Below are 26,474 nucleotides of genomic sequence, written 5' to 3' on the forward strand. Positions count from 1 at the left end.
CCCCGGCGGTCCGCCCCCCCCCCCCCGGGGGGGGGGGGGGGGGCCCCCCCCACCCCCCCCCCCCCCCCCGGCCGGGGGGCCCGCCCCGCCCCCCGCCCCCCCCACGGCCGTTGGTGTGTTCGGCCCTGGGGCGTTCACGGCCGCGGGAGTCTGCGGTGAGGGACCTTCGGCCCGCAGGCGTACCCCATCGGCCGCCTCCCCGTGCGGCGCAGCTCGGGAAGGCTGTCGGTGAAAGCGCGAGCGACGCCCGCCAGCGCCCGATCCCAGGACGAAGAACCGAAAGGTGGTCCCGACATGCCCCGTCGCCCGCAGACCGAGGAGCCGACCCCTCCCGCCCTCGCCCCCGTCCCGGCCGGTACCACCGCCGTTGACGCGTTGGTCGCCGACGCGCTGACGGCTCTTCGGGAGTACGCCGACTTCACCCAGGAGCAGGTCGACCACATCGTCAAGAAGGCGTCGCTGGCCGCCCTGGCCCAGCACACCGGTCTCGCCGCGCTGGCGGTCGAGGAGACCGGTCGCGGCCTGTTCGAGGACAAGGCCGTGAAGAACGTCTTCGCCTGCGAGAACGTCACCCACGTGATGGCCCGCACGAAGACCGTCGGGGTGGTGCACCGCGACGAGATCGACGGGATCGTGGAGATCGCCGAGCCGGTCGGCGTGGTCGCGGGCATCACCCCGGTCACCAACCCCACCTCCACCACCATCTTCAAGTGCCTGCTGGCGCTGAAGACCCGCAACCCGATCGTTTTCGCCTTCCACCCCGCCGCGCAGCGCTGCTCGGCGCAGGCCGCCCGGATCGTGCGGGATGCAGCGGTGGCGGCCGGAGCACCGCAGTCCTGCATCCAGTGGATCGAAGAACCGTCGATGGCAGCCACCCAGGCCCTGATGAACCACCCGGACGTGGCCACCATCCTGGCGACGGGCGGCAACGCGATGGTCCGCGCCGCTTACTCCTGCGGCAAGCCGGCTCTCGGCGTCGGCGCCGGCAACGTCCCCGCCTACGTCGAGCGGAGCGCGGACCTGAAACGGGCCGTCAACGACATCGTGCTGTCGAAGACCTTCGACAACGGCATGATCTGCGCCTCCGAGCAGGCCGTCATCCTGGACGCGGAGATCCGCGACGCGGCGCTCGCCGAGTTCCGCACACTGAAGGCGCACCACGCGAACGCCGAGGAGAAGGCGCTGCTGGAGCGGTACCTGTTCGGCGCCGGGGACGGGAGTTCCTGCGCGGGGCAGCGGCTGAACGCCGACGTGGTGGGCCGCAGCGCGCCCGAGATCGCGACGGCGGCGGGGTTCGAGGTGCCGGCGGACACCTCGGTGCTGCTGGTGGACGTCGGGCGGGTCGGCCCGACCGAGCCGCTGACCCGCGAGAAGCTGTGCCCGGTGCTGGCCGTGCTGACCGCCTCCTCGCGCCGAGAGGGCGTCGAACTGGCCTCGGCCATGGTGGAGTTCAACGGGCTCGGACACTCGGCGGCGGTGCACACCGAGGACGCGGCGTTCGTCGAGGAGTTCGGGCACGCGGTCAAGGCGTGCCGGATCATCTGGAACGCGCCCAGCTCGCAGGGCGGCATCGGCGACGTCTACAACGCCTTCACTCCCTCGCTGACACTGGGCTGCGGCTCCTACGGACACAACTCCGTGGCGGGCAACGTGTCGGCACTGAACCTGCTGAACATCAAGCGGATCGGGCGGCGCAACACCAACATGCAGTGGTTCAAGGTCCCGCCGAAGATCTACTTCGAGCGCAACAGCATCAAGTACTTGGCGAGCATGCCGAACGCCCACCGGATCGTCATCGTGACCGACCGGACCATGGTGGAGATCGGCCACCTGGAGCGCGTCCGCGGCATCCTGGACCGCCGCCGCGGACCCGTCGAGGTCCGCGTCGTCGACTTCGTCGAGCCCAACCCCAGCATCGACACCGTCCGGCGGGGCGCCGAGCTGATGCGCGACTTCCGCCCCGACACCATCGTGGCGCTCGGCGGCGGCTCGCCGATGGACGCGGCGAAGGTGATGTGGCTGATGTACGAGCACCCCGAGGTCGACTTCGCCGACCTGAAGGAGAAGTTCTTCGACATCCGCAAGCGCGCCTTCACCTTCCCCGACCTCGGCGAGAAGGCGAAGTTGGTGTGCGTCCCGACGACTTCGGGCACCGGAGCCGAGGTCACCCCGTTCGCGGTGATCACCGACACCGCCACCGGACAGAAGTACCCGCTCGCCGACTACGCGCTCACCCCGAGCGTGGCCATCGTCGACCCGGCACTGACCACCCACCTGCCCAAGGACGTCACCGCGGACACCGGCTTCGACGCCCTCACCCACTGCATCGAGACCTACGTCTCCGTCTACGCCAACGACTTCACCGACGGACTCGCCGTCCAGGGCATCCGGCTGATCTTCGAGAACCTGGAGCGGGCCGTCTCCGACGGCCCGAACGACCCGGTCGCCCGGGAGAAGATGCACAACGCCGGCACCATCGCCGGCATGGCCTTCGGTTCGGCGTTCCTGGGCGTGGTGCATGCCATGGCGCACACCCTGGGCGCCACCTTCCACGTCGCCCACGGCCGCACCAACGCGCTGCTGCTGCCCCACGTCATCCGCTACAACGGCACGGCTCCGGCGAAGGTCAGCAGCTGGCCCAAGTACCGCAGTTACGTGGCGCCCGAGCGGTACCAGGCCATCGCCCGGACGCTCGGCCTGCCCGCCGACACCCCTGAGCGGGGCGTCGAGTCGCTCGCCACCGCGATCGAGGAACTGCGTGACCGGGTGGGCATCCCGCGCTCCTTCAAGGAAGCCGGCGTGGACGAGGCGGCCTTCCTCGCCGCTCTGCCGCAGCAGGCGATGAACGCCTTCGAGGACCAGTGCGCCCCGGCCAACCCCCGGATGCCGCTGCTCGCCGACATGCAGCAGCTGATGCGCCAGGCCTACTACGGCGACCGGTCCTGACCACCACCCGAGCGAGAAGGACAGCCCGACCATGACCACACAGCAGCAGGGAACCGCGACCGCCTGGGACGGCTTCCGGGGCGACCAGTGGCGCGACGCCATCGACGTGCGCGACTTCATCCAGCACAACTACACCCCCTACGAGGGTGACGCCTCCTTCCTGGCCGGGCCCACGGAGCGGACCCTCGCGGTCTGGCAGCAGATCACCGACCGCTTCCCGGAGGAGCGCGCCAAGGGCGTGTACGACATCGCCCACGACATCCCCGCCGGCATCACCGCACACGCGCCCGGATACGTCGACCGCGACCGGGAGCTGATCGTCGGACTGCAGACCGACGCACCGCTCAAGCGCGCGATCATGCCCTACGGCGGCTGGCGGATGGTCGCCGGAGCGTTGAAGACCTACGGCTACCCGGTCGACCCGCAGCTGGAGAAGGTCTTCACCGAGTACCGCAAGACCCACAACGACGGCGTCTTCGACGCCTACACGCCCGAGATCCTCGCCGCCCGCAAGGCCGGCATCATCACCGGCCTGCCCGACGCCTACGGCCGCGGCCGGATCATCGGCGACTACCGCCGCGTGCCGCTGTACGGCGTCGACCGGCTGATCGAGGCCAAGCGGGCCGAGAAGGCCGAACTGGACCAGCTGCCGCGCGACCCGTCGCGGCTGGAGGAGGTCATCCGCGAACGCGAGGAACTGGCGGAGCAGATTCGGGCGCTCGGCGAACTGCGGCAGATGGCGGCCGCCTACGGGCACGACATCTCCGGCCCCGCCCGCACCGGCCGCCAGGCCGTCCAGTGGCTGTACTTCGCCTACCTGGCCGCGGTGAAGGAGCAGAACGGCGCGGCGATGTCACTCGGCCGCACCTCCACCTTCGTGGACGTCTACCTCCAGCGCGACATCGAGGCCGGTGTCCTCACCGAGGCCGACGCCCAGGAGCTGGTCGACGACTTCATCATCAAGCTGCGGATCGTCCGCTTCCTGCGCACACCCGAGTACGACGAGCTCTTCTCCGGCGACCCGACCTGGGTCACCGAGTCGATCGGCGGCATCGGCGCCGACGGCCGCCCGCTGGTCACCCGCACCTCCTTCCGCTACCTCCAGACGCTCTGCAACCTCGGCCCCGCCCCCGAGCCGAACATGACCGTCTTCTGGAGCCCGCAACTGCCGCAAGGCTTCAAGGAGTTCTGCGCCCAGGTGTCCATCGACACCTCCAGCATCCAGTACGAGTCGGACGAGCTGATGCGCCCGCGCTTCGGCGACGACACCGCGATCGCCTGCTGCGTCTCGGCGATGGCCGTCGGCAAGCAGATGCAGTTCTTCGGCGCCCGGGTGAACCTCGCCAAGACCCTGCTCTACGCGATCAACGGCGGCCGCGACGAGAAGTCCGGCGCCCAGGTCGGCCCCGAGACCGGTGCACTCACCGACGAGGTGCTCGACTACGACACGGTGCTGGCCAAGTTCGACCAGCAGATGGAGTGGCTGGCCGAGACGTACGTCCACGCGCTCGACGTCATCCACTACATGCACGACAAGTACGCCTACGAGCGCATCGAGATGGCCCTGCACGACCGGGACGTCCGCCGCACGATGGCCTGCGGGATAGCCGGGCTCTCGGTGGCCGCCGACTCGCTCTCGGCCATCAAGCACGCCAGGGTGAGGCCCGTCCGGGACGAGACCGGGCTGGCCGTGGACTACGTGATCGAGGGCGACTACCCCGCGTACGGCAACAACGACGACCGGGCCGACTCGATCGCGGTGCGGCTGGTGGAGGAGTTCATGAAGAAGGTGCGCAAGCACCCCACCTACCGGGGCGCCGAGCACACCCAGTCGGTGCTGACCATCACCTCCAACGTCGTCTACGGCAAGAAGACCGGTGCCACCCCGGACGGCCGCAAGGCCGGCGAGCCGTTCTCCCCGGGCGCCAACCCGATGAACGGACGCGACCGCCACGGATACGTCGCCGCGGCACTGTCCGTGGCCAAACTCCCCTACGACCAGGCCGAGGACGGCATCTCCCTCACCAACACCGTCACACCCGACGCACTCGGTCGCACGGCCCAGGAGCGGATCAGCAACCTGGTCGGCGTGCTCGACGGCTACACCACCTGCCGCGGCTTCCACATGAACGTCAACGTCCTCGACCGCCACACCCTGCTGGACGCGATGGAACACCCGGAGAACTACCCGCAGCTGACCATCCGGGTCAGCGGCTACGCGGTCAACTTCGTCCGCCTCACCCGCGAGCAGCAACTCGACGTGATCAGCCGCACCTTCCACGGGGCGCTGTAGCCGCACCCATCCGCCCGCGGTGCCGACACCCTCCCCGACCACGGGTGTCGGCACCGCGTCTTTGCGCAAGGAGAACCGGAATGACCGAAACCGCCGCCCCGGCCGACGCCGCCACACCTCCGCCCTGCCCGGCGACCGGCCGACTGCACTCCTGGGACCTGTCCACCGGCGTCGACGGCCCGGGCACGCGCTTCGTCGCCTTCCTCGCCGGCTGCCCGCTGCGCTGCCTCTACTGCCACAACCCCGACACCTGGCACCTGCGCGACGGCCGACGCACCACGGCCGACGAGATCGTCCAGGAGGCAGCCAAGTACACCGAGTTCATCCGCGCCTCCGGCGGCGGGGCCACGGTCAGCGGTGGCGAGCCGCTGCTCCAGCCGGATCTCACCGGCGACCTGCTGCACCGCTTCAAGCACGAACTCGGCCTGCACACCGCCCTGGACACCTCAGGCTTCCTCGGTTCCCGCGCCACCGACTCCCTGCTCGCCGACACCGACCTCGTCCTGCTCGACATCAAATCCTGGGACCGCGCCCTCTACCGGCACCTGACCGGGCAGCGGCTCGCCCCCACCCTGGACTTCGCCCACCGGCTGGCCGGCCTCGGCACGGAGGTCTGGGTCCGCTTCGTCCTCGTCCCGGGGCTCACCGACTTCGCCGAGAACATCGAGGGCGTCGCCGCATTCACCGCCTCGCTCGGCAACGTCACCCGGGTCGACGTCCTGCCCTTCCACAAGCTGGGCGCCGGCAAATGGCGGGCTCTCGGCAGGAAGTTCACCCTCGCCGACTCGCCGACGCCGACCCCTGACCAGGTGGCCGCGGCCCGCGCGGTGTTCGCCGCCCACGGGCTGCACGCCGTCTGATCGCGCCGGCCACACCCGCTCCCCGGCCGGTCGAGACCCCCAACTCTCGACCGGCCGGGGAGCTTCGTCGTCCTCGCGGCCGGTGCCGGTGCTTGGCGACGGTGCCGATCCAGGCGTCGGGACGTTGAGCCGGCCGACGCCGCCAGTCATCGATGACACGACTTGCCCGGCCGTTCGGCGCTGAGGGTATGGGTCCGGCAGGGGCCGAGAACCACGCCACGCAGAAACGCAGTGGCCGACCGCGACACGATCGCGGTCGGCCACTGCGTGCGGTGGGCGGTCAGCGCAGCCAGGGGTGGTCGCGCACGACCGGAAGTGCGGCCCAGCGGCGGCCCAGCCCCCAGCTGTCGCCGGCGGAGGCGGCCGCCAACACGATCAGCAGCAGGGCGCAGATCAGGTGGTAGTCGGCGACCGGGTTGCTGGAGCCGCTGGCCGCGCCGTTCGCCAGGTGGCGGGCGGCGCGGCCACTCGGCGGCCCACATCATGGCCAGCAACAGGGTTCCGCTCGCCGCGGCGATCCGCAGGCCGATCCCGCCGATGAGCGCGAGACCGATGCCGAGCAGGCCGAGCATGAACAGCCAGTCGGCCCAGGCCTGTCCGGCCCATGAGTGGAACGCGGACTGCAGCGGGCCGGCCGAGACATGGAGGAACGCTGTTTGTGTCTGACCAGCCGCTCGGGGCTGATCGGTTCATCGATCGGGGTGTGGCCAACAGCCTGGCTCGCGGCCGATCAGCCGAGCATTGGGCCATTGGTCACTGGTGGTGGAACAACGGTCCCGAGGGCACGCCCCTCGATGCCCGGCGGATTCCGGGCGTCCCCGTCCGGGTCGGTGCCCGGGCAGGCTGAGGGCGGCTCGGTGCTCAGGGAGCCAGGTCCCGGCGCAGCAGGACCGGGAGTGCGGCGGCGATCCCGGCGAACCCGACGGCTACCAGGACGGTGAACGGCCCCCAGCGCGATGGTGGCGCCGATCACCTGGGCCCGGTCGCGGGTCGCAGCCGAGACCGCCAGGGCGGGTCCGGACAGGCAGAGCGTGAACGCACACCCCGTCAAACCGGCCGCGAGTACGCCGCGCAGGGTGACGGCGTGGTGGAGAGCGGGGGACAGGGCCGCGCCACCGGCGATCACCAGCGTGGCGACGGCGTTGAGCGCCAGCGAGGCCGCGATCACGGCGGCGGTCTGCGTGGCCTCCTCCAGCAGCGTGAAGAAGACCTCCTGGACCAGCGGGTCCAGACCTTCGGTGGGCTCGTCCAGGACCACCAGCTCGGGGTCGTGCTGGAGCGCCTGGACCAGGCCGAGCTTCTGCTTCATACCGCGCGAGTACTCGATAGCCGGCCCCTCGCGCTCCATGCTGCCTCCCACATCGCGGCCGCCCCAGCGGCGCCCTCGCCTCACGCGCCAACTGCACCGCTACGAGCGAGGTGGTGACAGGGACTCATGGGACCTGGTGGGCGGGCCCGTCGGTCCCACGTGCGGGAGTTGTCCTCACCGGGGCTGAAGGTCCCGGCACGGCGGCCCCCTCGGCCCTTCGCCACCGCGTGCCGGTCAGCCGATGGTGGAGACGACCACAACGACAGGGAGAAGCGCCATGACCGAGCAGAACGAACCGAAGCAGCGGATCGTCGTCGGCGTGGACGGATCACCGTCCTCGATCGACGCGCTGCGCTGGGCCATCGACCAGGCCGGCACCCGCGGCGCCGCCATCGAGGCGCTCACCGTCTGGCAGCACCCGGTGTCCACCGGCTGGACCGTGCCGATCGAGGCCGACGAGGACCTCGCCACCATCATGAGCAAGGTGCTCGACGACGCCGTCGCGCAGGCAGCCGGCCCGCAATGCCCGATCGAGATCCGGCCCCGCGTGCTGCAGGGCGGCACCGTGTCCTGCCTGCTGGACGCAGCTCGGGGCGCCGACCTCCTGGTCGTCGGCAGCCGGGGCCACGGCGGCTTCGTCGGCGCGCTGCTGGGCTCCGTCAGCGGGCACTGCGTGCAGCACGCGCCGTGCCCCGTCGTCGTGGTCCGCCACTCGACGGCCTGAACACCCGACCGCACCACATCACCCGTCCGACAGCTGAGCCGGACCCGCACCGCACCTCCACCACACCCGACCGAGTGGCCCGGGGCCGCCGGAACCTGAGAAGGAGTGAGCCGACCATGCGACACCGCATCGTGGGAGAGCTGATGACCTCCGCCGTCGTACACGTCCGGCCCGACACCGGCTTCAAGGAGATCGCCCGCCTGCTCGCCGAGCACGACATCGCCTCCGTGCCCGTCCTGGACCGCGAGGAACGGCCCCTCGGCCTGGTCTCCGAGGCTGACCTGCTGCTCAACGAGGCCGCCCAGGAGGACCCCGCCGGGCTGCTGCTCACCCCGCAGCTGTCGCCCGGTGAGCACACCCGCAGCCGGGCCACCACCGCCGAAGGTCTCATGACCAGCCCCGCCGTCTGCGCGCGGCCCGAGTGGACCGTGGTCGAGGCCGCCCGCCTGATGCAGCGCGAGCACCTCAAGCGCCTGCCCGTCGTCGACGAGGCCGGACGCCTGGTCGGCATCGTCAGCCGCAGCGACCTGCTGCGCGTCTTCCTCCGCCAGGACCGGGCGATCCACGAGGAGATCATGCACGAGCTCCTCGACCGCACCCTGGGACTCGCTCCGGGCCGGGTCGACGTCCGGGTGAACGAGGGCCGGGTCACCCTGACCGGCACCGTCGAGCACCGTGCGCTGGTGGCGGTGGTGGGGCGGCTGTGCCGGAGCGTGGACGGTGTCGTCGACGTGACCAGCCGCCTGGACTACCGCACGGACGACACCGCCGCCCTGCACCCGGTCCGCTGACCTACACTCCACACCTCCGCAACCCGGTGCCCGCCTTAGGCGGACACCGGGCGGGGGCGTCGGCGGCGAATCGCGCTGGTCATAGGCCAGGCGCACCAGGCGCCGTGTCGGGACGTGAAGGCCGACCCACTGTAGAAGCGCCGACCGTAGAGGCAGCCGATCGAGGTCAGAGGCCGCGGATCAGGCGACCACTGACCTGCCCCGGGACGATGCGGATCCACAGGCTCCGGACACCCCCGGCCCATGGCCGGCTTCCGGGCTGCTCCTCGAATCGCCGGACTTCACCCGGATCTGCGACGTGCTCGGCGATGCCGACGATCAGGACACTCCAGCCGGTCGACTGGTGCTCGTCGATGTGATCGACCTCGAACGAGACCTCGCTGCCGGGTTCGGCGGCGGCAGCGCCCCTCTCAGCCGTTCGGTAGACGACACTGTGGCCGGCGTCGTCCTCGGCAAGGAGGTGAGCCCCGGTGGCCGCCGACCTTCGAGAAGGCCGGATCGTCATCGTCGGCGCGTCGCTGGCCGGGTTGCGGGCCGCCGAGGCGCTGCGCGAGGAGGGCTTCACCGGCTCACTGACCGTGGTCGGGGACGAGCCCCATCCGCCCTACGACCGGCCGCCGCTGTCCAAGCAGGTCCTACTCGGCCAGGTCCCGGCGGACTCCACCGCTCTGCCGATGCGCCGTGACCCGGACCGTCGCCGCCGTGGCGCCTGAAGTCGTCATAGCCGTAACCGCCACCGCCGTGGCGCCCGAAGTCGTCAAAGCCGTAGCCACCATCGCCGTGGCCGCGGTCGCCACCCCCGTCACCCTGGAAACGACCCGAAGAACGGAAATTTGCGAGGAATGCCATAATCACACCTCCTCTACAAGTGTCTCCTTAATCCATCGTCATCCTCGATCAGGCGGCACACAAGGGTGGAGGCGGGCATAAACACCATGTTTTGGCCAAGCTGTCCCCATTGGCGGGAGCCTCCCAGCCGAAGGTTGGATGGCGGGCCGCCATGCGCCCGCCGTGACTGCCGCCTGACGCGCCGTAGGCCGGTCATGCTGCGGCATTGCCAGATCTCGCCTCGCGAATGTACCGGACTGCGGACCCACCATTACCCTCGGGTGCCCGCCGTGGCGCAGAGAATCCTGGGAAGCCGAGCTCCTCCAGCGTGCTGCGGCAGACGCCGGGGATGACGACCGCCAGGTCGCCGAGCTGGCCGGATCGCGGTCACCGACACCAGGCTCCACCGCGCCCGGCAACTGAAGGACGCCCTACGAGCCGTCTTCGCCCTGGCCAAGCACCGCCCGACCGCGGACGCCTGGATCGACTGGCCCCGCCGCTGCCGCATCGCCGCCTTCGTCGATCTCCAGCGCACGCGCCACTACGACGCCAAGCCCGGCGAGCGGTCACATATGCTTCGGATCTCAACGGCCACGGGAACACCGGGGGTTAGTCCGGGCGGGCTGTCTCCTATTTCCTCTCCGGGCCCTGCGGTCCATCGCCCGGCCCTCCCCGTGGCCGGGAACCGGCAGTGCCGGCCGACTCCTTGCCAGAGGTGCCTGAAGGAACTTGGAGAGCCTTCGTGATCTCTGCTGCGAGGGCGGTTGCCAGTGCGGGGGCAAGGGCGTTTGCCAGCGCGTTCGCGAGAGTCTGAGCAAAAAGGAGTCGTTCGATCTCCGACATGTGAGACGGCGTCGACAGCGAAGCGGTGGCCATTTCGAGCAAAACTGCTGCAAGTGGAGATTTCCCGTACTCGCTTGCCATCTTTGACGGAAGGCCCGTTTCCCGCACCATCTCTTCGAAGATGTCGTCGACAAATTCTTGCAAAGGATCTCGATGCGCTTCGTTGTCAGAATCAGATGCCATTTTGCTTTCCTTGGCGGTCGATTTTTCGGTGAGCAGTAGCCAGCTTGCCCTCCTACGTTGTCCAACCGTCGAAGGGCAAGCTGTCTGTGCGTTCGGAACTTTCGTCAAGCCCTACCGGTCAGGACCCCTTCCCCATCGGCTTCACCACAGTGCACACGCTGGAGCCGATGCGGGAAGGCCCCGGGGCTCAGCGATGCTGCGTGAGTGCGGCCAGGAGCAGCGGGTTGATGGGCGGCGGAGGCGGCGGAGGCGGGGCCGCGTGACCGCTCGTGAGCGCTGCCAGGAGCAGCGGAGCGATCGGAGGCTCGCCCTGCTCCTTGCGACCACGCGCGAGTGCTGCCAGGAGCAGCGGGTTGATGGGCGGCGGAGGCGGCGGAGGCGGGGCCGCCGCAGGGCCAGCTGTGAGTGCTGCCAGGAGCAGCGGGTTGATGGGCGGCGGAGGCGGCGGAGGCGGGGCCGCCGCAGGGCCAGCTGTGAGTGCTGCCAGGAGCAGCGGAGCGATCGGAGGCTCGCCCTGCTCCTTGCGACCACGCGCGAGTGCTGCCAGGAGCAGGGGGTTGATGGGCGGCGGAGGCGGCGGAGGCGGGGCCGCCGCAGGGCCAGCTGTGAGTGCGGCCAGGAGCAGCGGGTTGATGGGCGGCGGAGGCGGCGGAGGCGGGGCCGCGTGACCGCTCGTGAGTGCTGCCAGGAGCAGCGGAGCGATCGGAGGCTCGCCCTGCTCCTTGCGACCACGCGCGAGCGCGGCCAGGAGCAGCGGGACGATGGGAGGTTCGTGGTGCTCCTCATGGCGAGCCATCAGGGCGGCCAGCAGAAGGGGGCCGACGCCCTCCTCCTCGCCAGCTTCCTTCTCGCGCATGGGGGCTTCCGGCATCGCTGTCATGATTGCCCTTTCGGTGTGGCGGATAGCGACGTCGCTCGATCAGGGAGACTTCACCCCGATACTTTCGTCATCGTCACACCGTCTGACACTGGCCGCACCTCGGAGCCAGGGCATCTGCGCCGACCGTGGGGTTGCGTACGTGCAGAGCCCGGCCCAGGCGCTGACACTGTGGCTGGAGAACCATCCGTGGCCAACCGCTCGGCTGGTCGCGCAGCCTGTCGTGCGCGTCAAAGGGGGTGTCGGCAAGACCTTCATCTCCTCTGGCATCGCCCAGGCCCTGGCGGAGGCGGGCCGTCGCGTGCTGCTCGTCGACTACGACCCGCAGGGCCACCTCACCGCCGAACTCGGGTTTGAAGACCTCATTGACGAGGACGGCGTCGAGACCCTGATGATGCACATGGATGACACCGCCGAGGGTGACATCCGCGAGCTGCTGGTTGCCCTGGACGGCGAGCGGCTGCACCTGCTTCCCGCGCTGCATCTGCTTCCCGCGTCGAACGACGTGTTCCTGCGCGACATCGCCCTGCCACAGGGCTTCGCCGGCCGTCTAGCTAGCCGCACTCGCCTTTCCCACCGAAGTTGCTGAGCGAAGAGGCGGGAGAGATCGTGGTCTGGGGGGCACAGGGAAGGAGAAAGCCAATGGCCCTGTCAGATGCCCTTACCACCCTCGCCGAGCGGGCCAAGGTGGCCGAAGATCACGCGTCCCAGGCCGCAGCGGCCAGCCGCGAACAATTGCGGGCCGAGGTCGAAAGGGCTCGCGAGGACGCCCAGGCCCAGGCCGCCAAGCTGCAGGAGACGGCACGCGGCGCCGAAGCGAAGATGTCACAGTGGTGGGCCGAGATGCAGCAGAACTGGCGCGACCACACGGCCAAGGTGAGCAGTGACATCCAGGCCCGCAAGCAGGAGCATGATGCGGCTCGGGCTGGCCGCGTGGCCGACCGGGCAGAGGCGGATGCGATCGCTGCGGTCGAATTCGCGTTGGCCGCCGTCGAAGAAGCCGAATATGCGGTTCTCGATGCCCAGCTGGCCCGTATGGAGGCCGACGACAAGAGCTCAAACGGTTGACGTCCGGGCGGCCGGCGGTTCTTGGCAGCGGATTCACCCATTCGTGGACCCGGCGCCCGGAGTTCGGCCGGGCAGGGTTGGATGACGGGCATGGCCGTGAGCATCGCTACCGACACTGTCCGGGCCGCTGCGTCTGCGCAGGCGTACTGCGGCGGCGAGAAGCTGCTGACCGCCGGTGCTGTGCGCAACCTGGAGCACGGTTTCGGCGGAGCCAACGCCGATGTCGTGGACGGCACCCGGACCTGGCAGGTCTGGGTCGGCGTCGTGGGGCGCGTCCTGACGGGTGAGTGTGACTGCCCCCGCGGAGCGGCGCTTCCGTACGCTTGCCAGGACTCTCGACGCGGCGGAGCTTGCCGCTCTGGTTGTCCGTCATGCCGTTCCTGCAGCGCGTCGCCGACGATTCCGGCGGAGTCGTCCAGGTGCATCAGCGCACGGGTGACCCGGTCCACGGCGGTGCGCAGCGTCCGCACGACCGTGCCGGCCCGCCCGGCGTCGACCAGCGCGGTCGCCGTCTCCAGTACCTGGTGGGCGGTTGCCTGGTACTCGCCCCGCCCGTGGTAGGGATGGCGGCGCTTGTCCCACCGCAACCTGCCCACCAGCGCGGCGAGCTCGTCCGGGGAGACCGTGTGACGGTCACGGGGATCGGCAGACGTAGTGCCCGGCGGCCCGGCGGCCGCGTTCGGCGATGGCGATCAGGGGTTGCGAGGGTGGCAGAGGCGATTCCCGGGAGGCCTGGGCGCTGTACAGGTGACACCGGGTGGGTCTTCGAGACGAGCGGGCGGGTGACCCATGCGGGAGGCCGGGGCCTGGAACGACGCCGACATGCTGCGCCGGGCGGGCGTCCCCGTCGACCCGCACGACCCGGACGGCACCGCGCGCGCCCTCCTCGACTCCGGCGTCGTCCTCACCGGAACCCCCGGCGAGATCGCCGAGGCCCTGCGGGAGTACCACCGCGCCGGGGTGGATGAGGTCCTGCTCAACCCGTCGGCCGTCCTGCTCACCGAGGGCGTCCACGCCGCCGCCGAGGAGGTCGAGCGGATCGTCGCCGCCAGCCGCGCCACCTCGCAGCAAGCTGCCGACGGCGGACGACATGCTGCCTCCGCACCCCCGGGGCGCCCCGCCCGATGGCCGTGCCGGCAGGGGCGGAGGTGTCGCGGGCAGCGGAGGGTCATTGCGCCGGTTTGCCGCCGACCTGCCAGTCCCTCGGTGTCATGCCGTAGGCCGCACGGAAGGCGCGGCTGAAGTGGCTGGAGTTGGCGAAGCCCCAGCGGCGGGCGATCCCCGCCACCCCGAGTTCGGCGGCCACCGGGCGGAGGAGGTCCCGGCTGCACCGCTCCAGCCGCTGGGTCCGGATCCACCCGCCGACCGTGGTGCCATCGAGCTGGAAGAGCTTGTGGAGGAAGCGGAGCGACATGAAGTTCGCCTCCGCGATCGTGGACGGCGACAGGTCTGGATCGCGGAGGTTGCGCAGGATGTGCTCCTTGACCCGCTCCAGCGAGGCCGCGCTCCGGGAGGCCTGCGGCCGGGAGCGCCCGGACCGGTCGTCGAGCAGCAGCGCCAGCAGGTCGAGCGCGGTGGCCGCGGCCCGACGGCCGACGGCCTCGTCCAGCCCCTCCGCCTCGCGCGCCATCTGCGAGAGGTAGGTCGCCACCAGTGCGGCGCTGCCCTCGGCCCCGCTGAACGAGGTCGCGGTCAGCGCCCGCAGGTCCCGCTCCGGGACGTCCAACTCCGCGCGGGGGAAAAGGAAGGAGGTGAAGACGAACCCCTCGTCCATCCTCTTCCGGAAGACCCGGGAGGTGTCGGTGATGGAGAACTCGCCCGGCCGGATGGCCGACTCCCTGCCGTCCTGCTCCTTGAGCGAGGTGCCACGCTCCTGCAGGGTGAGGATCAGCGACGGGGGGCCGCCCTCGGCGATCATGCGCCGGCTGCGCGTCGCCACCTGGGGCCCCGCCTGGACCCTCAATATCCGCACCGGGCCGAGTTGCTGGCAGACGATTGCCCCGGGCGACGGCACCTTCTCCAGGAAGTCCACTGCCATCGGCACGTAGGCGTGGGACACCGCCTCGTGCCAGCTCTCGGCCCGGTCGGAGGCGGACAGTCGCGCGGTGGAGAGAGATGCGGGCACCGGGTTCCCCTCGGGTCGGTCGGCCGACGGCGGTCCCGTCCACCGCCGTGCCGTCCGGACCACCATGCCAGCGGGCCCGGGGCGGGGCATCGCGTGAACCTACTAGATCGGGGACGTGACCCTCACCTGACGGCCGCACCGGTGGCGGCGCTGGTGACGTGGCGCTGGGCGACGACGAGCAGGACGGCGGCGGGCAGCGACGCCAGGACGGCGGTGGCCATCACGGCGTTCCACTGGTTGGTGTGGGCGCCGAGGTACTGGTAGACGCCCAGGGTGATCGGCCGGACGGTGTCCGTGGTGGTCAGGGTGAGGGCGAAGAGGAAGTCGCTCCAGGCGAAGAGGAAGGTGAAGACACCGGCCGTGATCAATGCGTTCCGGCTCAACGGGAGTACCACGGAGCGGAAGACCCGCAGCCGGCCCGCGCCGTCCACCCGCGCGGCCTCGATGATCTCCTCGGGGATGCCCCGCATGAACGAGTGCAGGATGACGATCGAGAAGGGGATGCCTGCGGTGGAGTCGGCGAGGATCAGCCCGAGGTGGGAGTTCAGGAGCCCCAGGTCGTTGTAGGCGCCGTAGAGCGCGTTGGCCACCACGATGCTCGGCACGGTCTGGGTGATCAGGATGCCGAGGAGTACGACCTTGGTGCCGCGCAGGCGGAACCGGGCCAGCGCGTGGGCCGCCGGTGCGGCGAGTGCCAGGCTGAGCAGCGTGCTGCCGAGAGCCACCACGAGGCTGGTGACGAGGTTGCGCCCCTGGTCGCGCAGCGCGGTGGCGTATCCGCTGAGGTCCGGGTGGAACGGGAACCACTCTCCGCGCAGGGTGTTGCCGGCCGGCTGGAGGGAGGCGTTCACCATCCAGTAGACGGGGAACAGCATCAGCGCGAGCAGGACGATCCCGACGAGGGTGGACAGCCGGCCGCCGCGGCCGGATGGGCGTTTCAAGGGATCGCCTCTCAGACGGTCAGACGGTCCGGGCGCGTCGGTCGGCGCGCAGGTGGAGGACGGCGAACACCAGCGAGAGGACGATGAGCAGGTTGCTCATCGCGGCGCCGCGCCCGAAGTCGAACTGCCGGAAGGACAGTTCGTAGGACTGGGTGGCGATGGTCTCGGTGGCGTCGGCCGGTCCTCCGCCCGTGACCACCAGGATGACGTCCAGTACCTTGACGGTGTAGACCACGCCCAGCACGAGCACCACGCTCACCACCGGCCGCAGCAGCGGCCAGGTGATGTGGCGGAACGAGGCCAGCGGGCCGGCGCCGTCCAGCTTCGCCGCCTCGTACAGGTGCGGGGGGATGTCCTGCAGACCGCCGTACAGGATCGCGGTGTTGAAGGGGACGCCGACCCAGATGTTGACCAGGACCACCGACAGCAGCGCCTGGGAGGTGCCGGTGAGCCAGGGAACGCTGGATGACGTGAGGTGGAGGCCGCGCAGCACCGCGTTGACGACTCCGGTGTCGGGGTCGAGCATCCACTTCCAGGTGGTTCCGGTGGCGACCAGCGGCAGCAGCCACGGTACTAGCAGGAGTGACCGCAGCACGCCGCCGAGCGGGAACCGGCGCCGGAAGAACAGGGCGAAGGCCAGGCCGACGGCGAACTGCCCCAGGACCGAGCCGGTTGTGAACACGGCCGTGGTCAGCAGCGTCCGGGGGAAGCGGCTCGACGAGAGGATCGCCGCGTAGTTCCGCAGTCCCACGAACGGGGCGTCACCGGTGTAGAAGGTCGTGACGGTGTAGCGCTGGAAACTCATCACGACGTTCTCGACGATCGGGTAGCCGAAGAACAGCAGCAGGTACGCGGCGGCGGGCGCGATGAACAGCCACCGTACCCACCGCTCCCCGCGCCGAACCGGCAACGGGTCAGTGGCCGGTCGCGGTCTGCTGCGCATGGCTGAGGGCTTCTTCCGGTGTCTGCTCACCCGTCAGCGCGGACTGGATCGCGGTGTAGATCCCCGTCGCGGCCTTGGGCCACTCGACGCCGAGCTCGTTGGTACGGGCGCGCGCTGCCGCCACGCTCTGGGCGAAGGCGGCCATCGGCGGGTTCTCCTCGGCGTGCTGGGCGGCCACCGAGGTGCGGGAGGGCACGGTGTGGTGCTCCTGGGCCAGGGTGAGCATGTTCGAGGGGGAGTTCAGGCAGGCGAGGACCCGGGCGGCCTTCTCCTGCCGGGCCTTGGAAGGGCTCTGCGGGACCGCCCACACCTCGCCGCCGAGCGGGGTGACCGGACTCTGCCCCAGCCGGGGGACGGGCACGGGGGCCACTCCCCAGTGCAGGTTCGCGTCCTTCTCCAGGGCCGGGATGCGCCACGGGCCGTTGATCATCATGGCTGTCCGTCCGGCGACGAACTGGTCGTGGACGTCGGCCTGCGTCCAGTTCAGCACCGACTTCGACATGGATCCGCTCTTCACCAGGTCGACCCAGAGCTGGAGCGCCTGCGCGGCCTGGGGGGTGTCCAACTGCCGCTCGTCACCGCCGTTGGACCACAGGAAGGGCAGGAACTGCCAGGTGCCCTCGAAGGTGGCGTTCGCGTCGACCGCCATGCCGTAGCGCCCGGGACGGGTCAACGCGGCCGCGGCCGCCTTCAGTTCGTCCCAGCTCCTCGGGACGGCGACGCCGGCCTCGGCGAGCATGTCCTTGTTGTAGATCAGGGCGACGGTGCTGACGTTGGGAGCCAGTCCGTACAGCTTGCCCTGGTAGGTGCCCGCCGACACGATGCCCTGTGCGAAGCCGTCGGCGTCGATGCCGTAGCCGTCCAGCGGGGTCAGTGCGCCGGTTCGGGCGATCTGCTGGAGGTCGGGGTTGTCGAGCATCAGCAGGTCGGGGAGGGTCCGCGAGGACGCCTGCTGCAGGACCTTGGGGATCAGGGCGGCCCCCGGGACGCTCGTCTGCTCGACCCGCACCCCGACCGTTCGGCCGCACGCGGTGAGCAGGTCGTCCCACTGGGCGTGTTCGGCTTGGTCGGTGTAGTAGTCGAGCGCGGTGATGGCGGTGACGTCGCCCCCGGCCGGCCCGGAACCGGTGCTGTGACCGCACCCGGTGGCGGCCGGCACCAGGAGGAGGAGTCCGGTCAGGAGGGCGGCGATCCGCCGAGCCGACAGTCTGGCCGGTGAGGTCATGCTGGTGCCTTTGCGGGGTGCCTGGGTGTCGGGGTCCAATCGGACTCTTCCGTTCGAACGCACATTAAACACCCCCGGGAGTGCCCATGGAGTGCCCGGTGGCCTCCCGGATCATCGCCACTACGGCGTCGGGCCGCGACAGCGGGACGGCGTGCGAGGCGTCCAGCACGTACTCGGTGGCCGCCATGCGCTGGGCCATGAAGCGCTGGGCGGCGGGGTTGAGCATCCGGTCGGCGGTCGCGACGGCGTACCAGGACGGCTTGTCCGCCCAGGCCGGCGAGCCCGATCTGTCGGTCAGCGCGCCACAGGCGATCGGGCGTTGTGCCGCGGCCAGCGCCTGCCCGGCCGCGGGCGGCAGGTCGTCGGCGTACAGCTGCCGAAACCGTTCCGCACGGATGTACACCTCGCTGTCGGGTCCGGAGGGGGTCGTGGTGGCGGTGGCGTCGGCCAGCGGGGAGGGGGCGAAGCGGTTGGTGATGTCCAGCACGCACTCGCCGGCGTCGAGGCCGAACGCGGCGACGTAGCACAGGGCTACCACCTGGTCGGCGTCATCGGCCGCCTGGGTGATCACCGCGCCGCCGTAGCCGTGGCCGACCAGGACGACGGGGGTGTCGAGCTCGCGCACCAGGCTCCGGACGCACGCGGCGTCGTACTCCAGGCCGCGCAACGGATTCGCAGGGGCGTACACCGTCACGCCGGCGGCGCGTAGCGGGCCGATGACCTCCGACCAGGACGAGGCGTCGGTGAACGCCCCGTGCACCAGTACAACGGTCGGTGAGGCGAGGGTGGGGCTGTGCATGCCGGTGACCTTTGACTGGGCGGCGGAGTGGGACAGGGCAAAGTCCCAGCCAAGCGGGTCCGGCCGTGTCGGGGCATCGCGTGAACGTACCAAAGGAGGCACGCCGAGCCCTGGCGGGCTTCCGAGCAGCCGAGCACGAGCTGCTCGACGACACCGGGTGATGACCGGGACGGCCTGTGCACTCTCGGGCACACGGCGATGCGCGGTCGGCCAACCCGGGCGGCACGGCGGCTCCTAACCTCGTGCCGCAACCGACCTGACCCACCATCACTTCGGAGACATCGAGAAGACCGTGCTGAAACGACTCTGCGCAGCCCTGCTGACACTGGCCATCTCCATGGGCCTGGTGACGGCCTTCAGCGGCACTGCGTCCGCGACCAACTACCAGGTGATCGCGCCCACCGGTGGGCCGCTCCTGCTGTCCGCAGCTCCAGCTTGCGGGGACAGGCACACCCGGCGGTGATCTTCGCGGACGCCCCGACCGTGAAGACCATCACCCCGGACTCGTGCGCCGGGGTCAATCGGTCACCCAGCGCCTTCTCGGGCCTCGGGGAGGGAGGCGACCAGGTTGGCGAGCTGGACCCGGGAGCCTATCGACAGCTTGCGGAACACGGACGTCAGATGGGTGTTGACGGTGTGCGGGGACACCACGAGCACGTCGGCGGCCGACCGGTTGGTGTGGCCCTGGGCGATGAGGCGTGCGACCTTCTCCTCCGAGGTGGTGAGGGCGCCCCAGCCCTGGACAGGTCGTCGTACGGTGGCCGCCCTGCGGCTTTCGCCTCCGGCACCCTCCAGGGCGCGTTGGACGTGTGCCGCCGCGGCGTGGGCGCCCGACTCGGCGAATGTGTCCCGCGCGTGCGCCAGCGCGGCCACCGCCAGGCTTCGCCGCCCCGCGGCCAGCAGGGCCAGGCCGAGATCGGCTTGGGCGGCGGCCCGGGCCAGCGGCCGGGGGCTCGCTCCGAGCAGTTCCACGGCGTGTTCGAGCACGGCGGGGTCGTTCCGTACGAGCCCGCGGGCCTGCGCCGCGATGCCGGTGGCGGTCGGCACGGACGGGTTGCGTCCGGCGTGGGCCTCGGCCTGCGCGGCCAGGTCTTCGGCGAGCTGCTGCTCCCCGCCGCGCAGGGACATCCGGACCGCGGCGTCGACCCAGTCGCGCAGCAGCCGCCACCGCATGAAGGGCCCCTGCTGCTGAACTCGGCGGATCCGGTCGACGGCGAGTGCGACGTCCCCGTCGGCCTCGGCATGGACGGCCTCCAGGAAGCGCACCGCAGCCGTGTTGCCCGGGTTCGGTTTGACGGCCAGTTGTTCCCGGGCCGCGAGCAGGTGCTCCCGGGCCGCCTCCCGGTTGCCGCGCAGCAGGGCGATCCGGGAGCGGATCACCCGCCCGTTCAGCTGCTGGACGGGCACCCGCACCTCGTCTTCGAGGCGTTCCATGGTCACGAAGTCGGCCTCGGCGTCGTCGAGTCGGCCGAGCCCCAGGTCGTGCTGGCCCTGGGCCCACAGCAGCATGGCCTGACGCACCGCACCGCCGCGGTCCGCCGCCCGGAGGAGCAGGCGCTCACCGGAGGCGAAGTCGTCCACGTGCACGTGCGCGACGACCTCCTCGGGGAGGAAGGCGGAGTCGATGGTGCTGAGCGCGGCGAAGCGCTGCAGCGCGACCGCGTTCTCCCCCGCGTTCAGCGCGGTCTCGCCCAGCCCGGACAGGGCCAGCACATGGGCCTCCCGGTCGCCGATCGCGGTGGCGGTCCGCAGCGCGGTCTCGCCGGCCTCCCGCGCCGCGGCCAGGTCACGGCCCCGGGACAGGGCCAGGGCGCGCAGGGCGGCCAGCCGGGCGCAGATCTCCGGGGCGGAGCCGCCGGCGGCGAGCGCGGCCTCGGCCCGGCGGCGTAGTTCCTCGGCGTGGTCCATGGTCCACAGCGCGCCGCCCAGGGCGGACTGAAGCCGGCCGAAGGTCTCCAGCGGCGGCCGGTCGGCCAACAGCCGGTCGCCGGTCTCCAGCGCCTCGCGGTTGCGGCCGGCCCGGGTCAGGCAGAGGATCGTCTGCTCGCCCACCTCGAACTTCAACTTCCCGGCCGCTGGCGACAGTTCGAGGGCACGCAGCATCAGGTCGGCCGCCGGGCCGGGGGTGACCGCCAGCACGTCGTCGGCCGCTCGCCGCAGCAGCGCCACGGCTTCTTCGTCCCCGGGCACGGCGCCCCGGAGGATGTGCGGCACCGCGTCGATCGGCTGCCGGCCGGCGGTGACCAGGCGGCGGGCGGCCTCGCGGTGCAGGGCCTTCCGGGCCGACGGCGGGATGTCGGCGTAGACCGCCTGGCGCAGCAGATCGTGCCGGAAGACCAGGTGGTCGCCGTCGTCGTCCAGGAGCCCGGCGCACACCGCTTCCTCAAGTGCGGGGAGCAGAGCGGCGGCCGGGCGGTCGCAGAGCGCGGCGGCGTCCTCGAAGTCGAACCGGCGGCCCAGCACCGCGCCCATCTGGAGGAAGCGCAGCGTGCCGGGTTGCAGGGACCGGAGCCTGCCGCGCACGCCGACCACGAGCCGGGAGGGCACGACGTCCTGCGAGACGTCGGCAGTCCGCAGTCCGGCCAGCATCTCGACCGCCAGGAACGGGTTCCCGCCGGCGCCGTCGAGCAGGTCCCGCACCCATGCGTCGACCGCCGGTCCGAGCGTGTCGTCGGCCAGTTGACCGATGGCCGCGTCGGACAGCGGGCCCAGGGAGACCGTGACCGTCGGAAGGTTGCCGGCGGCGGCCGCCATGATCTCCTCGGCCGGGCCGGCGGGCTCCCGGCGCCCGGTCAGCATCCACAGGACCGGCGAGGTCCGCAGGCGGGTCGGCAGCTGCTGCAGGGCGAACCGGCTCAGCGCGTCGGCCCACTGCACGTCGTCCAGACCGATCAGCACCGGCGTGTCGGTGGCCCTGGCCTCGATCGCCTCCGCCAGGCGCTCCACCAGCCAGATCCGCTGGTCGTGGTTGCGGGCGAGATCGGCGAGGTCGTCGCCGGACAGCAGCGGCCGGTCGCCGCGCAGGATGCTGGCCGCCAGCGACGAGAGCGGCACGATGTGGTGCAGCTCATCGGCCTTGCCGAGGCCCACGGAGAACCCCGCCGCGGCGGCCCGGGCGGCGGCCTCGGCGAGCAGGGTGGTCTTGCCGATGCCCGGTTCCCCCTGGATCAGGGCCAGTCCGCCACTCCCGGTGCCGGCCACCGAGGTGATCAGCGCCTGGAGCCGTGCGAGTTCGGCCTCCCGGCCGCGCAGACCGCGATGGGACAGCGGACTGCCTGACCCTGCCATTCGAGCTTCTTCCCGTCCGCCCACGCCGGCCGGATCCGGGTTCCGGCCGTGCCACTGTTCCCGGCTTCCAGAGGGTACGCGGTGGGTGGTCGGCTGCTGCACCGCAGGTGGCGGCGGGGCCCTCAGCCGGTGCGGCCGGGCAGTTCGGCGTCCCAGTCGATCGCGTCGGCTTCGGCACCCGGGGGGACGAGGGCGAAGGTCTCCCGGCGGAGCCAGCGGCGCACCTGACGGGATGGGAGGTCGATCAGGACGACCTCGTCGCGGTTGCGGAGCATGACGCGCAGGGCCGCCCGGCCGTGGCAGGTGCAGGGGGGCCAGATCCGGACGTCGCCGTGGCCGGCCGGGCGCTGCAGTCCCTCCCAGAGGAGGTCGCGGGAGAACTGCCGGACGCCCGCCTCGGCGGCCGGCCCGAGGAACTCGAGCGCGACGGCGAGCGGGTCGTCGCTGCGGTAGCCCAGGCGCACGGGGACGTCGAGGGACTCGTGCTCGCCCAGGACGAGTCGGGCATCGAGGAGGATCTCGGTGCTGGTGGTCTCCGGGTGGGGCTGGGAGGGGCTGGGCAGTGGCTGGTGGGTGGGCATGGGTTCTCCTGGGTCGGTGTCGGGGCGGGTCTCGGCGCTGGTGCGCGGGGTGGGGGTGGGGTGGGGCCGTGCGGGGGCGGCGCGGGTGATCCGGACTCGGGCCCTGGGAGCTGCCGTGGACCGGGGGCGGCGGATCCGCCGTCCAGGCTAGGGAGGGGGGTCGGCGGGGATGTTCCGGTGGTGCACGGCGACGTGACGGTCCGTGCACCTTCCCGGCCGCCGGTCGGCCGGGCGGCGGGCTCGCCCCGGCCGTGCCCCTTGTCGGGGGGCGGTGCGGTCAGGTGGCTTCGCCGATCGTCGTCGCTTCGGTGCCAGTGGCCCGAACTTCATTGCCCTGCAAGCTCTTTGACCTTCCGGGAAACGTGCCGGCGGGGCCTTCTCCGAGGAGTGGATGCCACTCGGGGTGAGCGCCGTCCGGGTCGGGCGGAGCCGCCGGAACCTCGGTTTGTTGAATGTTTGTCCAGCCGTTCCACTCCTTGTATGAATGGCGCCGGAAGGACTTCTCCTCCTGAACGCCCCGTTGCCGGTGGCGCCGCCGCCCAGCCGTGCGGCGAGCCACCCTTGCCAGCATCCGCACAGCACCACTTCCAACCGGTCGGAGCCTCCCGTGAGCCAGTCGGGTCCCTCACCCATGTCCGAAACCCCCGCGCCCGAAGTCGCGGTCCACCAGCTTGACCAGGCCGCCCGCGACGGCGGCAACGGCTGCATCGACATCCTCTCCCCGCCGCCCGGAACCGATCCCGAGGACTGCCTCTACGTCACCCTGCACGTCCACGGCGCGGCCTCCGTCCGACGCGGCGCTGCCAGCACCGTGCTGGCCCCGGGGGACCTGCTGATCGGGACCACCCCGCACCCGGCGGGCCTGTTGCAGGACTCCGAGTGCCGGATGGTCCGCTTCCGCGTCCCCTGCTTCTACCTGGGCGTCCGGCAGAGCGACGTCCGGCGCGCGGGTGGGCTGATGGCGCGGGGGAGCGAGGGGATCGGCTCGCTCGCCTCCCAGTTCCTCCGCACCCTCGCCACCCAGGCGCGGACCCACCGGGCCCGGCCGGGCAACCACCTCGCGCGCAGCGTCTCCGACATCGTCGCCATCCTGGTGACCGAGCTGCTCGACCGGGAGAACCCGGAACACCCCACCGGTGCGGCCGAGTTGCTGTCCCGGATCCGCGCCCACATCGAGCAGAACCTCGCCGATCCGGACCTCTCGCCCGAATCGATCGCCCGCTCGCAGCACATCTCGGTGCGCTACCTCCACAAGCTCTTCCAGCAGGACGGGATGACCGTCGGCCAGTGGGTGCGGCGGCGCCGGCTGGACGCCTGCCGCCGGGAGCTGGGGCGCCCGTCCCGTCGGCAGGCCAGTGTGTCCGCCGTCGCGCACCGCTGGGGCTTCGTCAGCCACTCCCACTTCAGCCGGGCGTTCCGCGACGCCTTCGGCGTCTCGCCCCGCGAGTGGCAGGCCTACGCCACCCGGACCGAGGGCCACAACCCTGCCTCCTGATCCCTCCACCCGGTGCCATCCGAAAGGCCGCCATGCCCACCACCAGGCCGACCGTCGTGCTCGTCCACGACGGCTGTTCCGACGCGACCAGCTGGTTCGGTGTCATCGCCGAACTCCACCGGCGCGGCCCGACCGTCCTGGCCCTCGCGAACCCGCTGCGCGGACCGGCCCACGACGCCTCCAGGGTCGGGCGAGGCCCGGCCGAGGTGTCTCCCGGGCGAAGGGACCGCACCCGATGAACGACGAAACGGTCGTCGCGGGGGCGGTCGAGGATGCGCTCCCCGGGCGCTGCCCGTCCGAGCAGGTCGGAAGCGGTTCGTGCGGCCGGCGCCCGGTGCTGGAGCGGGAACTCGCGGAGTTCCTGGACGGCGGGGCCGGCCGGTCCGCGACGGAACTGCCGGACCTCGCCGTCCTCACCTCCGACGGCCGCTCCGACGGCGGGCCGGAGGAGTACGAGGACGATCCCTACGGCACCACGTCGGAGTGGTTCGCCCTGCCGTGCGGACCGACCGGGCGGGTGCGGGTCCAGGTGACCAGGCCCGTCGGCGGCGCCGAGCCGAGCCCGGTGGTGCTGTTCCTGCCCGGTCTGGGCTGGTCGCTCGGGGACGCCGCCTGCTACGGCCCGTTGATCCGGGACTTCGCCCTGGGCACCGACGCCGCCGTCGTGTACGTGGAGTACGACCGGGCGCCCGCCGCGCGCTACCCGGTGGCCGTCGAGCAGTGCTACGCCGTGGCCCGCTGGATCCGTGCGCACGGCCAGGAGGTCGGGCTGGAGGGGGACCGGATCGCCGCCGTCGGCGACTCCGCGGGGGCCAATCTGGTGGCGGCCCTGACGTTGCTCGCCCGGGAGCGCGGAGACGTACGGCTGGTGCACCAGGTGCTGCTGTGCCCGGTGACCGACGCGGACTTCGACACCGCCTCCTACCGCCGGTTCGCGACCGGGTACTTCCTGCACCGCGACCACATGCGCCGGTTCTGGGACGACTACCTGCCGGAACCGCACCGGCGGCGGGAGGCCGTCGCCGCGCCGCTGCGGGCGACCCTGGAACAGCTCACCGGGCTCCCCCCGGCGCTGGTGGTCACCGCCGAGGCCGATGTTCTGCGGGACGAGGGCGAGGCCTACGCCGCCCGGCTCCGGCTGGCGGGCGTCCCGGTGGTGGCGACGCGCTACCAGGGGGTGCCGCACGGCTTCCTGCTGCTCGGTGCGCGCTGCCCCACCGGCACCGCCCGGGCCGCGCTGCTGCAGGTCGTCGATACCGTGCACATGGCGCTGCACCGCCGGTCCTGGTGAGGGCGGGCGGTGCAGCGCCGGGTACGGGCGTGGCCTGCGGGGGCGGTCACCGGGCGGTGTGGATCTCCGCGACGTAGCCGCCCGGGAACCGGACCATCGCGCTCTCCCGGCCGCCCGCGCGGACCGGCCCCGACAGCACCGTGGCGCCGGCCGCCCTGGCCCGGTCCAGGGTCGCGCCGAGGTCCGGCACGCCGTAGCCGGTGGTCTCCAGGCCGAACGGGTGGGGCAGGTGGCCGTCCGTCACCGTGACGGTGGTGGCGCCGAAGCCGGAGGTGAGCCGGATCAGCCGGTACGTCGTCCCGGGCAGGCCGATCGCGGCGCCGTCGGCCCGCCGGTCGTCGGAGACGATGCGGCCCTTGGTGAAGGCGAGGTAGCTGTCCAGGAAGGCGCCGACCGAGTCCGGCGACAGGTAGAGCCGGTTCTCCGGCACGCTGGTCAGGGCCGGGTACGACGTCGGGGCGTTGTGCACGTAGAGCTGGGCGTTGATCCCGCCGGGGAACTGGACGACGGCGTCCCGGCCGATCGGGTCGGCGAACGGCGCGACGGTGACGGCCGCGCCGTCGGCGCGGGCGGCCCGGACCGCCTGGTCGAGGTCGGTCACCAGCCAGCCGGTGCGCTCGGTGCCGAACGGATACGGGACGGGCGTGGTGTAGTCGAACACCGACAGCGTGCCGACCGGCGACACCACCAGCTCGGACAGCGTCCGGCTGGGCGTCGGGGTCACCTGGGTGGAGACCGGCCCGATCGTGGTGCCGCCGAAGGTGGAGGTCCAGCTGGTCACGAAGGCCTGCTCGGTCCCGGGCGCGACGTAGACGTGGGTGGTGTCGTACTGCGGGCCGACGGCGAACTGATGGTGCGAGCCCGGCTTCGCCGAGGTGCTCTGGGTTGCCGAGGCGGTGGGGATCGCCGTCAGCGCGGCGACTGCCGCCACCAACGGGACCGCGCGTCGGACGAGTTGAAGCTTCACGGGTGACCTCCTGGTCATGGTTCGCGCCCGGCGCCCGCTCAAGCGGGCGCCGGGCGCGGGTGTGTGGCCGGTACCGCCGTCGCCGTCCGGGCCCGGG

General features: G+C 71.6%; 23 protein-coding genes and 2 pseudogenes. 12 read left to right on the plus strand and 13 right to left on the minus strand.

All coding sequences use genetic code 11. The features are described from left to right. The first annotated feature begins 294 nt into the window (after window positions 1-294). The 3 genes from adhE (at window position 295) to pflA (ending at window position 6,099) form a co-directional block, all read left to right on the plus strand. The gene (gene adhE, locus ACIRYZ_RS23850; protein WP_402947279.1) at window positions 295-2,946 is read left to right on the plus strand and encodes a bifunctional acetaldehyde-CoA/alcohol dehydrogenase; all 2,652 of its coding nucleotides are present in this window, start codon (window positions 295-297) and stop codon (window positions 2,944-2,946) included. Between the two features lie 31 nt (window positions 2,947-2,977). Then, window positions 2,978-5,239 carry a formate C-acetyltransferase gene (gene pflB / locus ACIRYZ_RS23855; protein ID WP_402947282.1) on the plus strand — a complete coding sequence of 754 codons (2,262 nt, stop codon included), beginning with the start codon at window positions 2,978-2,980 and terminating at the stop codon, window positions 5,237-5,239. A gap of 80 nt (window positions 5,240-5,319) precedes the next feature. Next, the gene (gene pflA / locus ACIRYZ_RS23860) at window positions 5,320-6,099 is read left to right on the plus strand and encodes a pyruvate formate-lyase-activating protein (protein ID WP_402947284.1); all 780 of its coding nucleotides are present in this window, start codon (window positions 5,320-5,322) and stop codon (window positions 6,097-6,099) included. A gap of 280 nt (window positions 6,100-6,379) precedes the next feature. Here pflA and ACIRYZ_RS23865 read toward each other — a convergent pair. Both ACIRYZ_RS23865 and ACIRYZ_RS23870 read right to left on the minus strand, forming a co-directional pair. Beyond that, a pseudogene (locus tag ACIRYZ_RS23865) lies at window positions 6,380-6,740 on the minus strand (hypothetical protein); the annotation flags it as partial. Between the two features lie 89 nt (window positions 6,741-6,829). Continuing rightward, on the minus strand, window positions 6,830-7,447 hold the full coding sequence (locus ACIRYZ_RS23870; RefSeq protein ID WP_402947287.1) for an AAA family ATPase: 618 nt from the start codon (window positions 7,445-7,447) through the stop codon (window positions 6,830-6,832). A gap of 238 nt (window positions 7,448-7,685) precedes the next feature. Between ACIRYZ_RS23870 and ACIRYZ_RS23875 the strand changes: the two genes are divergently transcribed. Together ACIRYZ_RS23875 and ACIRYZ_RS23880 are read left to right on the plus strand one after the other, a co-directional pair. Beyond that, the gene (locus ACIRYZ_RS23875; protein ID WP_402947289.1) at window positions 7,686-8,132 is read left to right on the plus strand and encodes a universal stress protein; all 447 of its coding nucleotides are present in this window, start codon (window positions 7,686-7,688) and stop codon (window positions 8,130-8,132) included. Between the two features lie 116 nt (window positions 8,133-8,248). Next, window positions 8,249-8,923: a CBS domain-containing protein gene (locus tag ACIRYZ_RS23880; RefSeq protein ID WP_402947292.1), complete on the plus strand. Its 675-nt coding sequence runs from the start codon at window positions 8,249-8,251 to the stop codon at window positions 8,921-8,923. Between the two features lie 166 nt (window positions 8,924-9,089). On the opposite strand, the gene ACIRYZ_RS23885 is transcribed toward ACIRYZ_RS23880, so the two are convergent. Beyond that, entirely contained in the window at window positions 9,090-9,428 is a 339-nt protein-coding gene (locus ACIRYZ_RS23885) for a pyridoxamine 5'-phosphate oxidase family protein (protein WP_402947294.1), read from the minus strand. On the opposite strand from ACIRYZ_RS23885, the pseudogene ACIRYZ_RS23890 reads away from it, so the two are divergent. Continuing rightward, window positions 9,394-9,627 (plus strand): annotated as a pseudogene (locus ACIRYZ_RS23890) (FAD-dependent oxidoreductase); the annotation flags it as partial. The gene ACIRYZ_RS23885 and the pseudogene ACIRYZ_RS23890 overlap by 35 nt on opposite strands. Window positions 9,628-10,381: 754 nt before the next feature. Here the strand turns inward: ACIRYZ_RS23890 and ACIRYZ_RS23895 are convergent. Continuing rightward, the gene (locus tag ACIRYZ_RS23895) at window positions 10,382-10,777 is read right to left on the minus strand and encodes a hypothetical protein (RefSeq protein ID WP_402947297.1); all 396 of its coding nucleotides are present in this window, start codon (window positions 10,775-10,777) and stop codon (window positions 10,382-10,384) included. 854 nt (window positions 10,778-11,631) lie between these two features. Between ACIRYZ_RS23895 and ACIRYZ_RS23900 the strand changes: the two genes are divergently transcribed. Continuing rightward, window positions 11,632-12,243: a ParA family protein gene (locus ACIRYZ_RS23900; RefSeq protein WP_402947300.1), complete on the plus strand. Its 612-nt coding sequence runs from the start codon at window positions 11,632-11,634 to the stop codon at window positions 12,241-12,243. 53 nt (window positions 12,244-12,296) lie between these two features. Then, window positions 12,297-12,722 (plus strand): hypothetical protein, encoded by a 426-nt coding sequence (locus ACIRYZ_RS23905; RefSeq protein WP_402947303.1) that lies wholly within the window; start codon window positions 12,297-12,299, stop codon window positions 12,720-12,722. 633 nt (window positions 12,723-13,355) lie between these two features. Here the strand turns inward: ACIRYZ_RS23905 and ACIRYZ_RS23910 are convergent. From ACIRYZ_RS23910 to ACIRYZ_RS23935, 6 genes are all read right to left on the minus strand, one after another. After that, the gene (locus tag ACIRYZ_RS23910) at window positions 13,356-13,814 is read right to left on the minus strand and encodes a hypothetical protein (protein ID WP_402947306.1); all 459 of its coding nucleotides are present in this window, start codon (window positions 13,812-13,814) and stop codon (window positions 13,356-13,358) included. 76 nt (window positions 13,815-13,890) lie between these two features. Next, on the minus strand, window positions 13,891-14,847 hold the full coding sequence (locus ACIRYZ_RS23915; RefSeq protein ID WP_402947309.1) for a helix-turn-helix domain-containing protein: 957 nt from the start codon (window positions 14,845-14,847) through the stop codon (window positions 13,891-13,893). Window positions 14,848-14,969: 122 nt separating this feature from the next. Beyond that, entirely contained in the window at window positions 14,970-15,722 is a 753-nt protein-coding gene (locus tag ACIRYZ_RS23920; protein ID WP_402947434.1) for a carbohydrate ABC transporter permease, read from the minus strand. Window positions 15,723-15,807: 85 nt separating this feature from the next. Then, on the minus strand, window positions 15,808-16,731 hold the full coding sequence (locus ACIRYZ_RS23925; protein WP_402947311.1) for a carbohydrate ABC transporter permease: 924 nt from the start codon (window positions 16,729-16,731) through the stop codon (window positions 15,808-15,810). Continuing rightward, a complete protein-coding gene (locus tag ACIRYZ_RS23930) occupies window positions 16,703-17,956 on the minus strand; it encodes an extracellular solute-binding protein (RefSeq protein WP_402947313.1) in 1,254 nt (417 codons plus the stop codon). The genes ACIRYZ_RS23925 and ACIRYZ_RS23930 overlap by 29 nt, the downstream gene beginning before the upstream one ends. Window positions 17,957-18,020: 64 nt before the next feature. Next, window positions 18,021-18,755 (minus strand): alpha/beta fold hydrolase, encoded by a 735-nt coding sequence (locus tag ACIRYZ_RS23935; RefSeq protein WP_402947315.1) that lies wholly within the window; start codon window positions 18,753-18,755, stop codon window positions 18,021-18,023. 292 nt (window positions 18,756-19,047) lie between these two features. On the opposite strand from ACIRYZ_RS23935, the gene ACIRYZ_RS23940 reads away from it, so the two are divergent. After that, the gene (locus tag ACIRYZ_RS23940; protein WP_402947317.1) at window positions 19,048-19,218 is read left to right on the plus strand and encodes a hypothetical protein; all 171 of its coding nucleotides are present in this window, start codon (window positions 19,048-19,050) and stop codon (window positions 19,216-19,218) included. Window positions 19,219-19,280: 62 nt separating this feature from the next. Here the strand turns inward: ACIRYZ_RS23940 and ACIRYZ_RS23945 are convergent, their stop codons facing one another. After that, window positions 19,281-22,043, minus strand: a complete 2,763-nt coding sequence (locus tag ACIRYZ_RS23945; protein WP_402947319.1) for an AAA family ATPase — start codon at window positions 22,041-22,043, stop codon at window positions 19,281-19,283. A gap of 122 nt (window positions 22,044-22,165) precedes the next feature. Beyond that, window positions 22,166-22,624, minus strand: a complete 459-nt coding sequence (locus ACIRYZ_RS23950; protein WP_402947322.1) for an SsgA family sporulation/cell division regulator — start codon at window positions 22,622-22,624, stop codon at window positions 22,166-22,168. A 631-nt stretch (window positions 22,625-23,255) separates the two neighbouring features. Between ACIRYZ_RS23950 and ACIRYZ_RS23955 the strand changes: the two genes are divergently transcribed. Genes ACIRYZ_RS23955 through ACIRYZ_RS23965 form a run of 3 tightly spaced genes read left to right on the plus strand, consistent with a single transcriptional unit; the run spans window position 23,256 to window position 25,410 of the window. Next, entirely contained in the window at window positions 23,256-24,119 is an 864-nt protein-coding gene (locus ACIRYZ_RS23955) for a helix-turn-helix domain-containing protein (RefSeq protein ID WP_402947325.1), read from the plus strand. 32 nt (window positions 24,120-24,151) lie between these two features. After that, complete coding sequence (locus tag ACIRYZ_RS23960; RefSeq protein WP_402947327.1) at window positions 24,152-24,358, plus strand: hypothetical protein; 207 nt, start codon at window positions 24,152-24,154, stop codon at window positions 24,356-24,358. After that, window positions 24,355-25,410, plus strand: a complete 1,056-nt coding sequence (locus ACIRYZ_RS23965) for an alpha/beta hydrolase (RefSeq protein WP_402947330.1) — start codon at window positions 24,355-24,357, stop codon at window positions 25,408-25,410. Before ACIRYZ_RS23960 ends, ACIRYZ_RS23965 begins: the two co-directional genes overlap by 4 nt. A gap of 46 nt (window positions 25,411-25,456) precedes the next feature. Here the strand turns inward: ACIRYZ_RS23965 and ACIRYZ_RS23970 are convergent, their stop codons facing one another. Beyond that, window positions 25,457-26,377 (minus strand): VOC family protein, encoded by a 921-nt coding sequence (locus ACIRYZ_RS23970; RefSeq protein ID WP_402947332.1) that lies wholly within the window; start codon window positions 26,375-26,377, stop codon window positions 25,457-25,459. Window positions 26,378-26,474 lie beyond the last annotated feature (97 nt).

It is taken from the genome of Kitasatospora sp. NPDC101155 (assembly GCF_044768305.1).
Classification (GTDB): domain Bacteria; phylum Actinomycetota; class Actinomycetes; order Streptomycetales; family Streptomycetaceae; genus Kitasatospora.

Bases quoted from the DNA above. Each gene is read 5' to 3' on its own strand.
- ACIRYZ_RS23905 (WP_402947303.1), top strand. From the start codon at position 12,297: ATGGCCCTGTCAGATGCCCTTACCACCCTCGCCGAGCGGGCCAAGGTG.
- ACIRYZ_RS23895 (WP_402947297.1), bottom strand. From the start codon at position 10,777: ATGGCATCTGATTCTGACAACGAAGCGCATCGAGATCCTTTGCAAGAA.
- ACIRYZ_RS23910 (WP_402947306.1), bottom strand. From the start codon at position 13,814: ATGTCGTCCGCCGTCGGCAGCTTGCTGCGAGGTGGCGCGGCTGGCGGC.
- ACIRYZ_RS23900 (WP_402947300.1), top strand. From the start codon at position 11,632: ATGGGGGCTTCCGGCATCGCTGTCATGATTGCCCTTTCGGTGTGGCGG.
- ACIRYZ_RS23920 (WP_402947434.1), bottom strand. From the start codon at position 15,722: ATGCTGTTCCCCGTCTACTGGATGGTGAACGCCTCCCTCCAGCCGGCC.
- ACIRYZ_RS23965 (WP_402947330.1), top strand. From the start codon at position 24,355: ATGAACGACGAAACGGTCGTCGCGGGGGCGGTCGAGGATGCGCTCCCC.
- ACIRYZ_RS23935 (WP_402947315.1), bottom strand. From the start codon at position 18,755: ATGCACAGCCCCACCCTCGCCTCACCGACCGTTGTACTGGTGCACGGG.
- ACIRYZ_RS23930 (WP_402947313.1), bottom strand. From the start codon at position 17,956: ATGACCTCACCGGCCAGACTGTCGGCTCGGCGGATCGCCGCCCTCCTG.
- pflA (WP_402947284.1), top strand. From the start codon at position 5,320: ATGACCGAAACCGCCGCCCCGGCCGACGCCGCCACACCTCCGCCCTGC.
- ACIRYZ_RS23950 (WP_402947322.1), bottom strand. From the start codon at position 22,624: ATGCCCACCCACCAGCCACTGCCCAGCCCCTCCCAGCCCCACCCGGAG.
- ACIRYZ_RS23960 (WP_402947327.1), top strand. From the start codon at position 24,152: ATGCCCACCACCAGGCCGACCGTCGTGCTCGTCCACGACGGCTGTTCC.
- ACIRYZ_RS23945 (WP_402947319.1), bottom strand. From the start codon at position 22,043: ATGGCAGGGTCAGGCAGTCCGCTGTCCCATCGCGGTCTGCGCGGCCGG.
- adhE (WP_402947279.1), top strand. From the start codon at position 295: ATGCCCCGTCGCCCGCAGACCGAGGAGCCGACCCCTCCCGCCCTCGCC.
- pflB (WP_402947282.1), top strand. From the start codon at position 2,978: ATGACCACACAGCAGCAGGGAACCGCGACCGCCTGGGACGGCTTCCGG.
- ACIRYZ_RS23880 (WP_402947292.1), top strand. From the start codon at position 8,249: ATGCGACACCGCATCGTGGGAGAGCTGATGACCTCCGCCGTCGTACAC.
- ACIRYZ_RS23925 (WP_402947311.1), bottom strand. From the start codon at position 16,731: ATGCGCAGCAGACCGCGACCGGCCACTGACCCGTTGCCGGTTCGGCGC.
- ACIRYZ_RS23870 (WP_402947287.1), bottom strand. From the start codon at position 7,447: ATGGAGCGCGAGGGGCCGGCTATCGAGTACTCGCGCGGTATGAAGCAG.
- ACIRYZ_RS23885 (WP_402947294.1), bottom strand. From the start codon at position 9,428: ATGACGATCCGGCCTTCTCGAAGGTCGGCGGCCACCGGGGCTCACCTC.
- ACIRYZ_RS23875 (WP_402947289.1), top strand. From the start codon at position 7,686: ATGACCGAGCAGAACGAACCGAAGCAGCGGATCGTCGTCGGCGTGGAC.
- ACIRYZ_RS23955 (WP_402947325.1), top strand. From the start codon at position 23,256: ATGTCCGAAACCCCCGCGCCCGAAGTCGCGGTCCACCAGCTTGACCAG.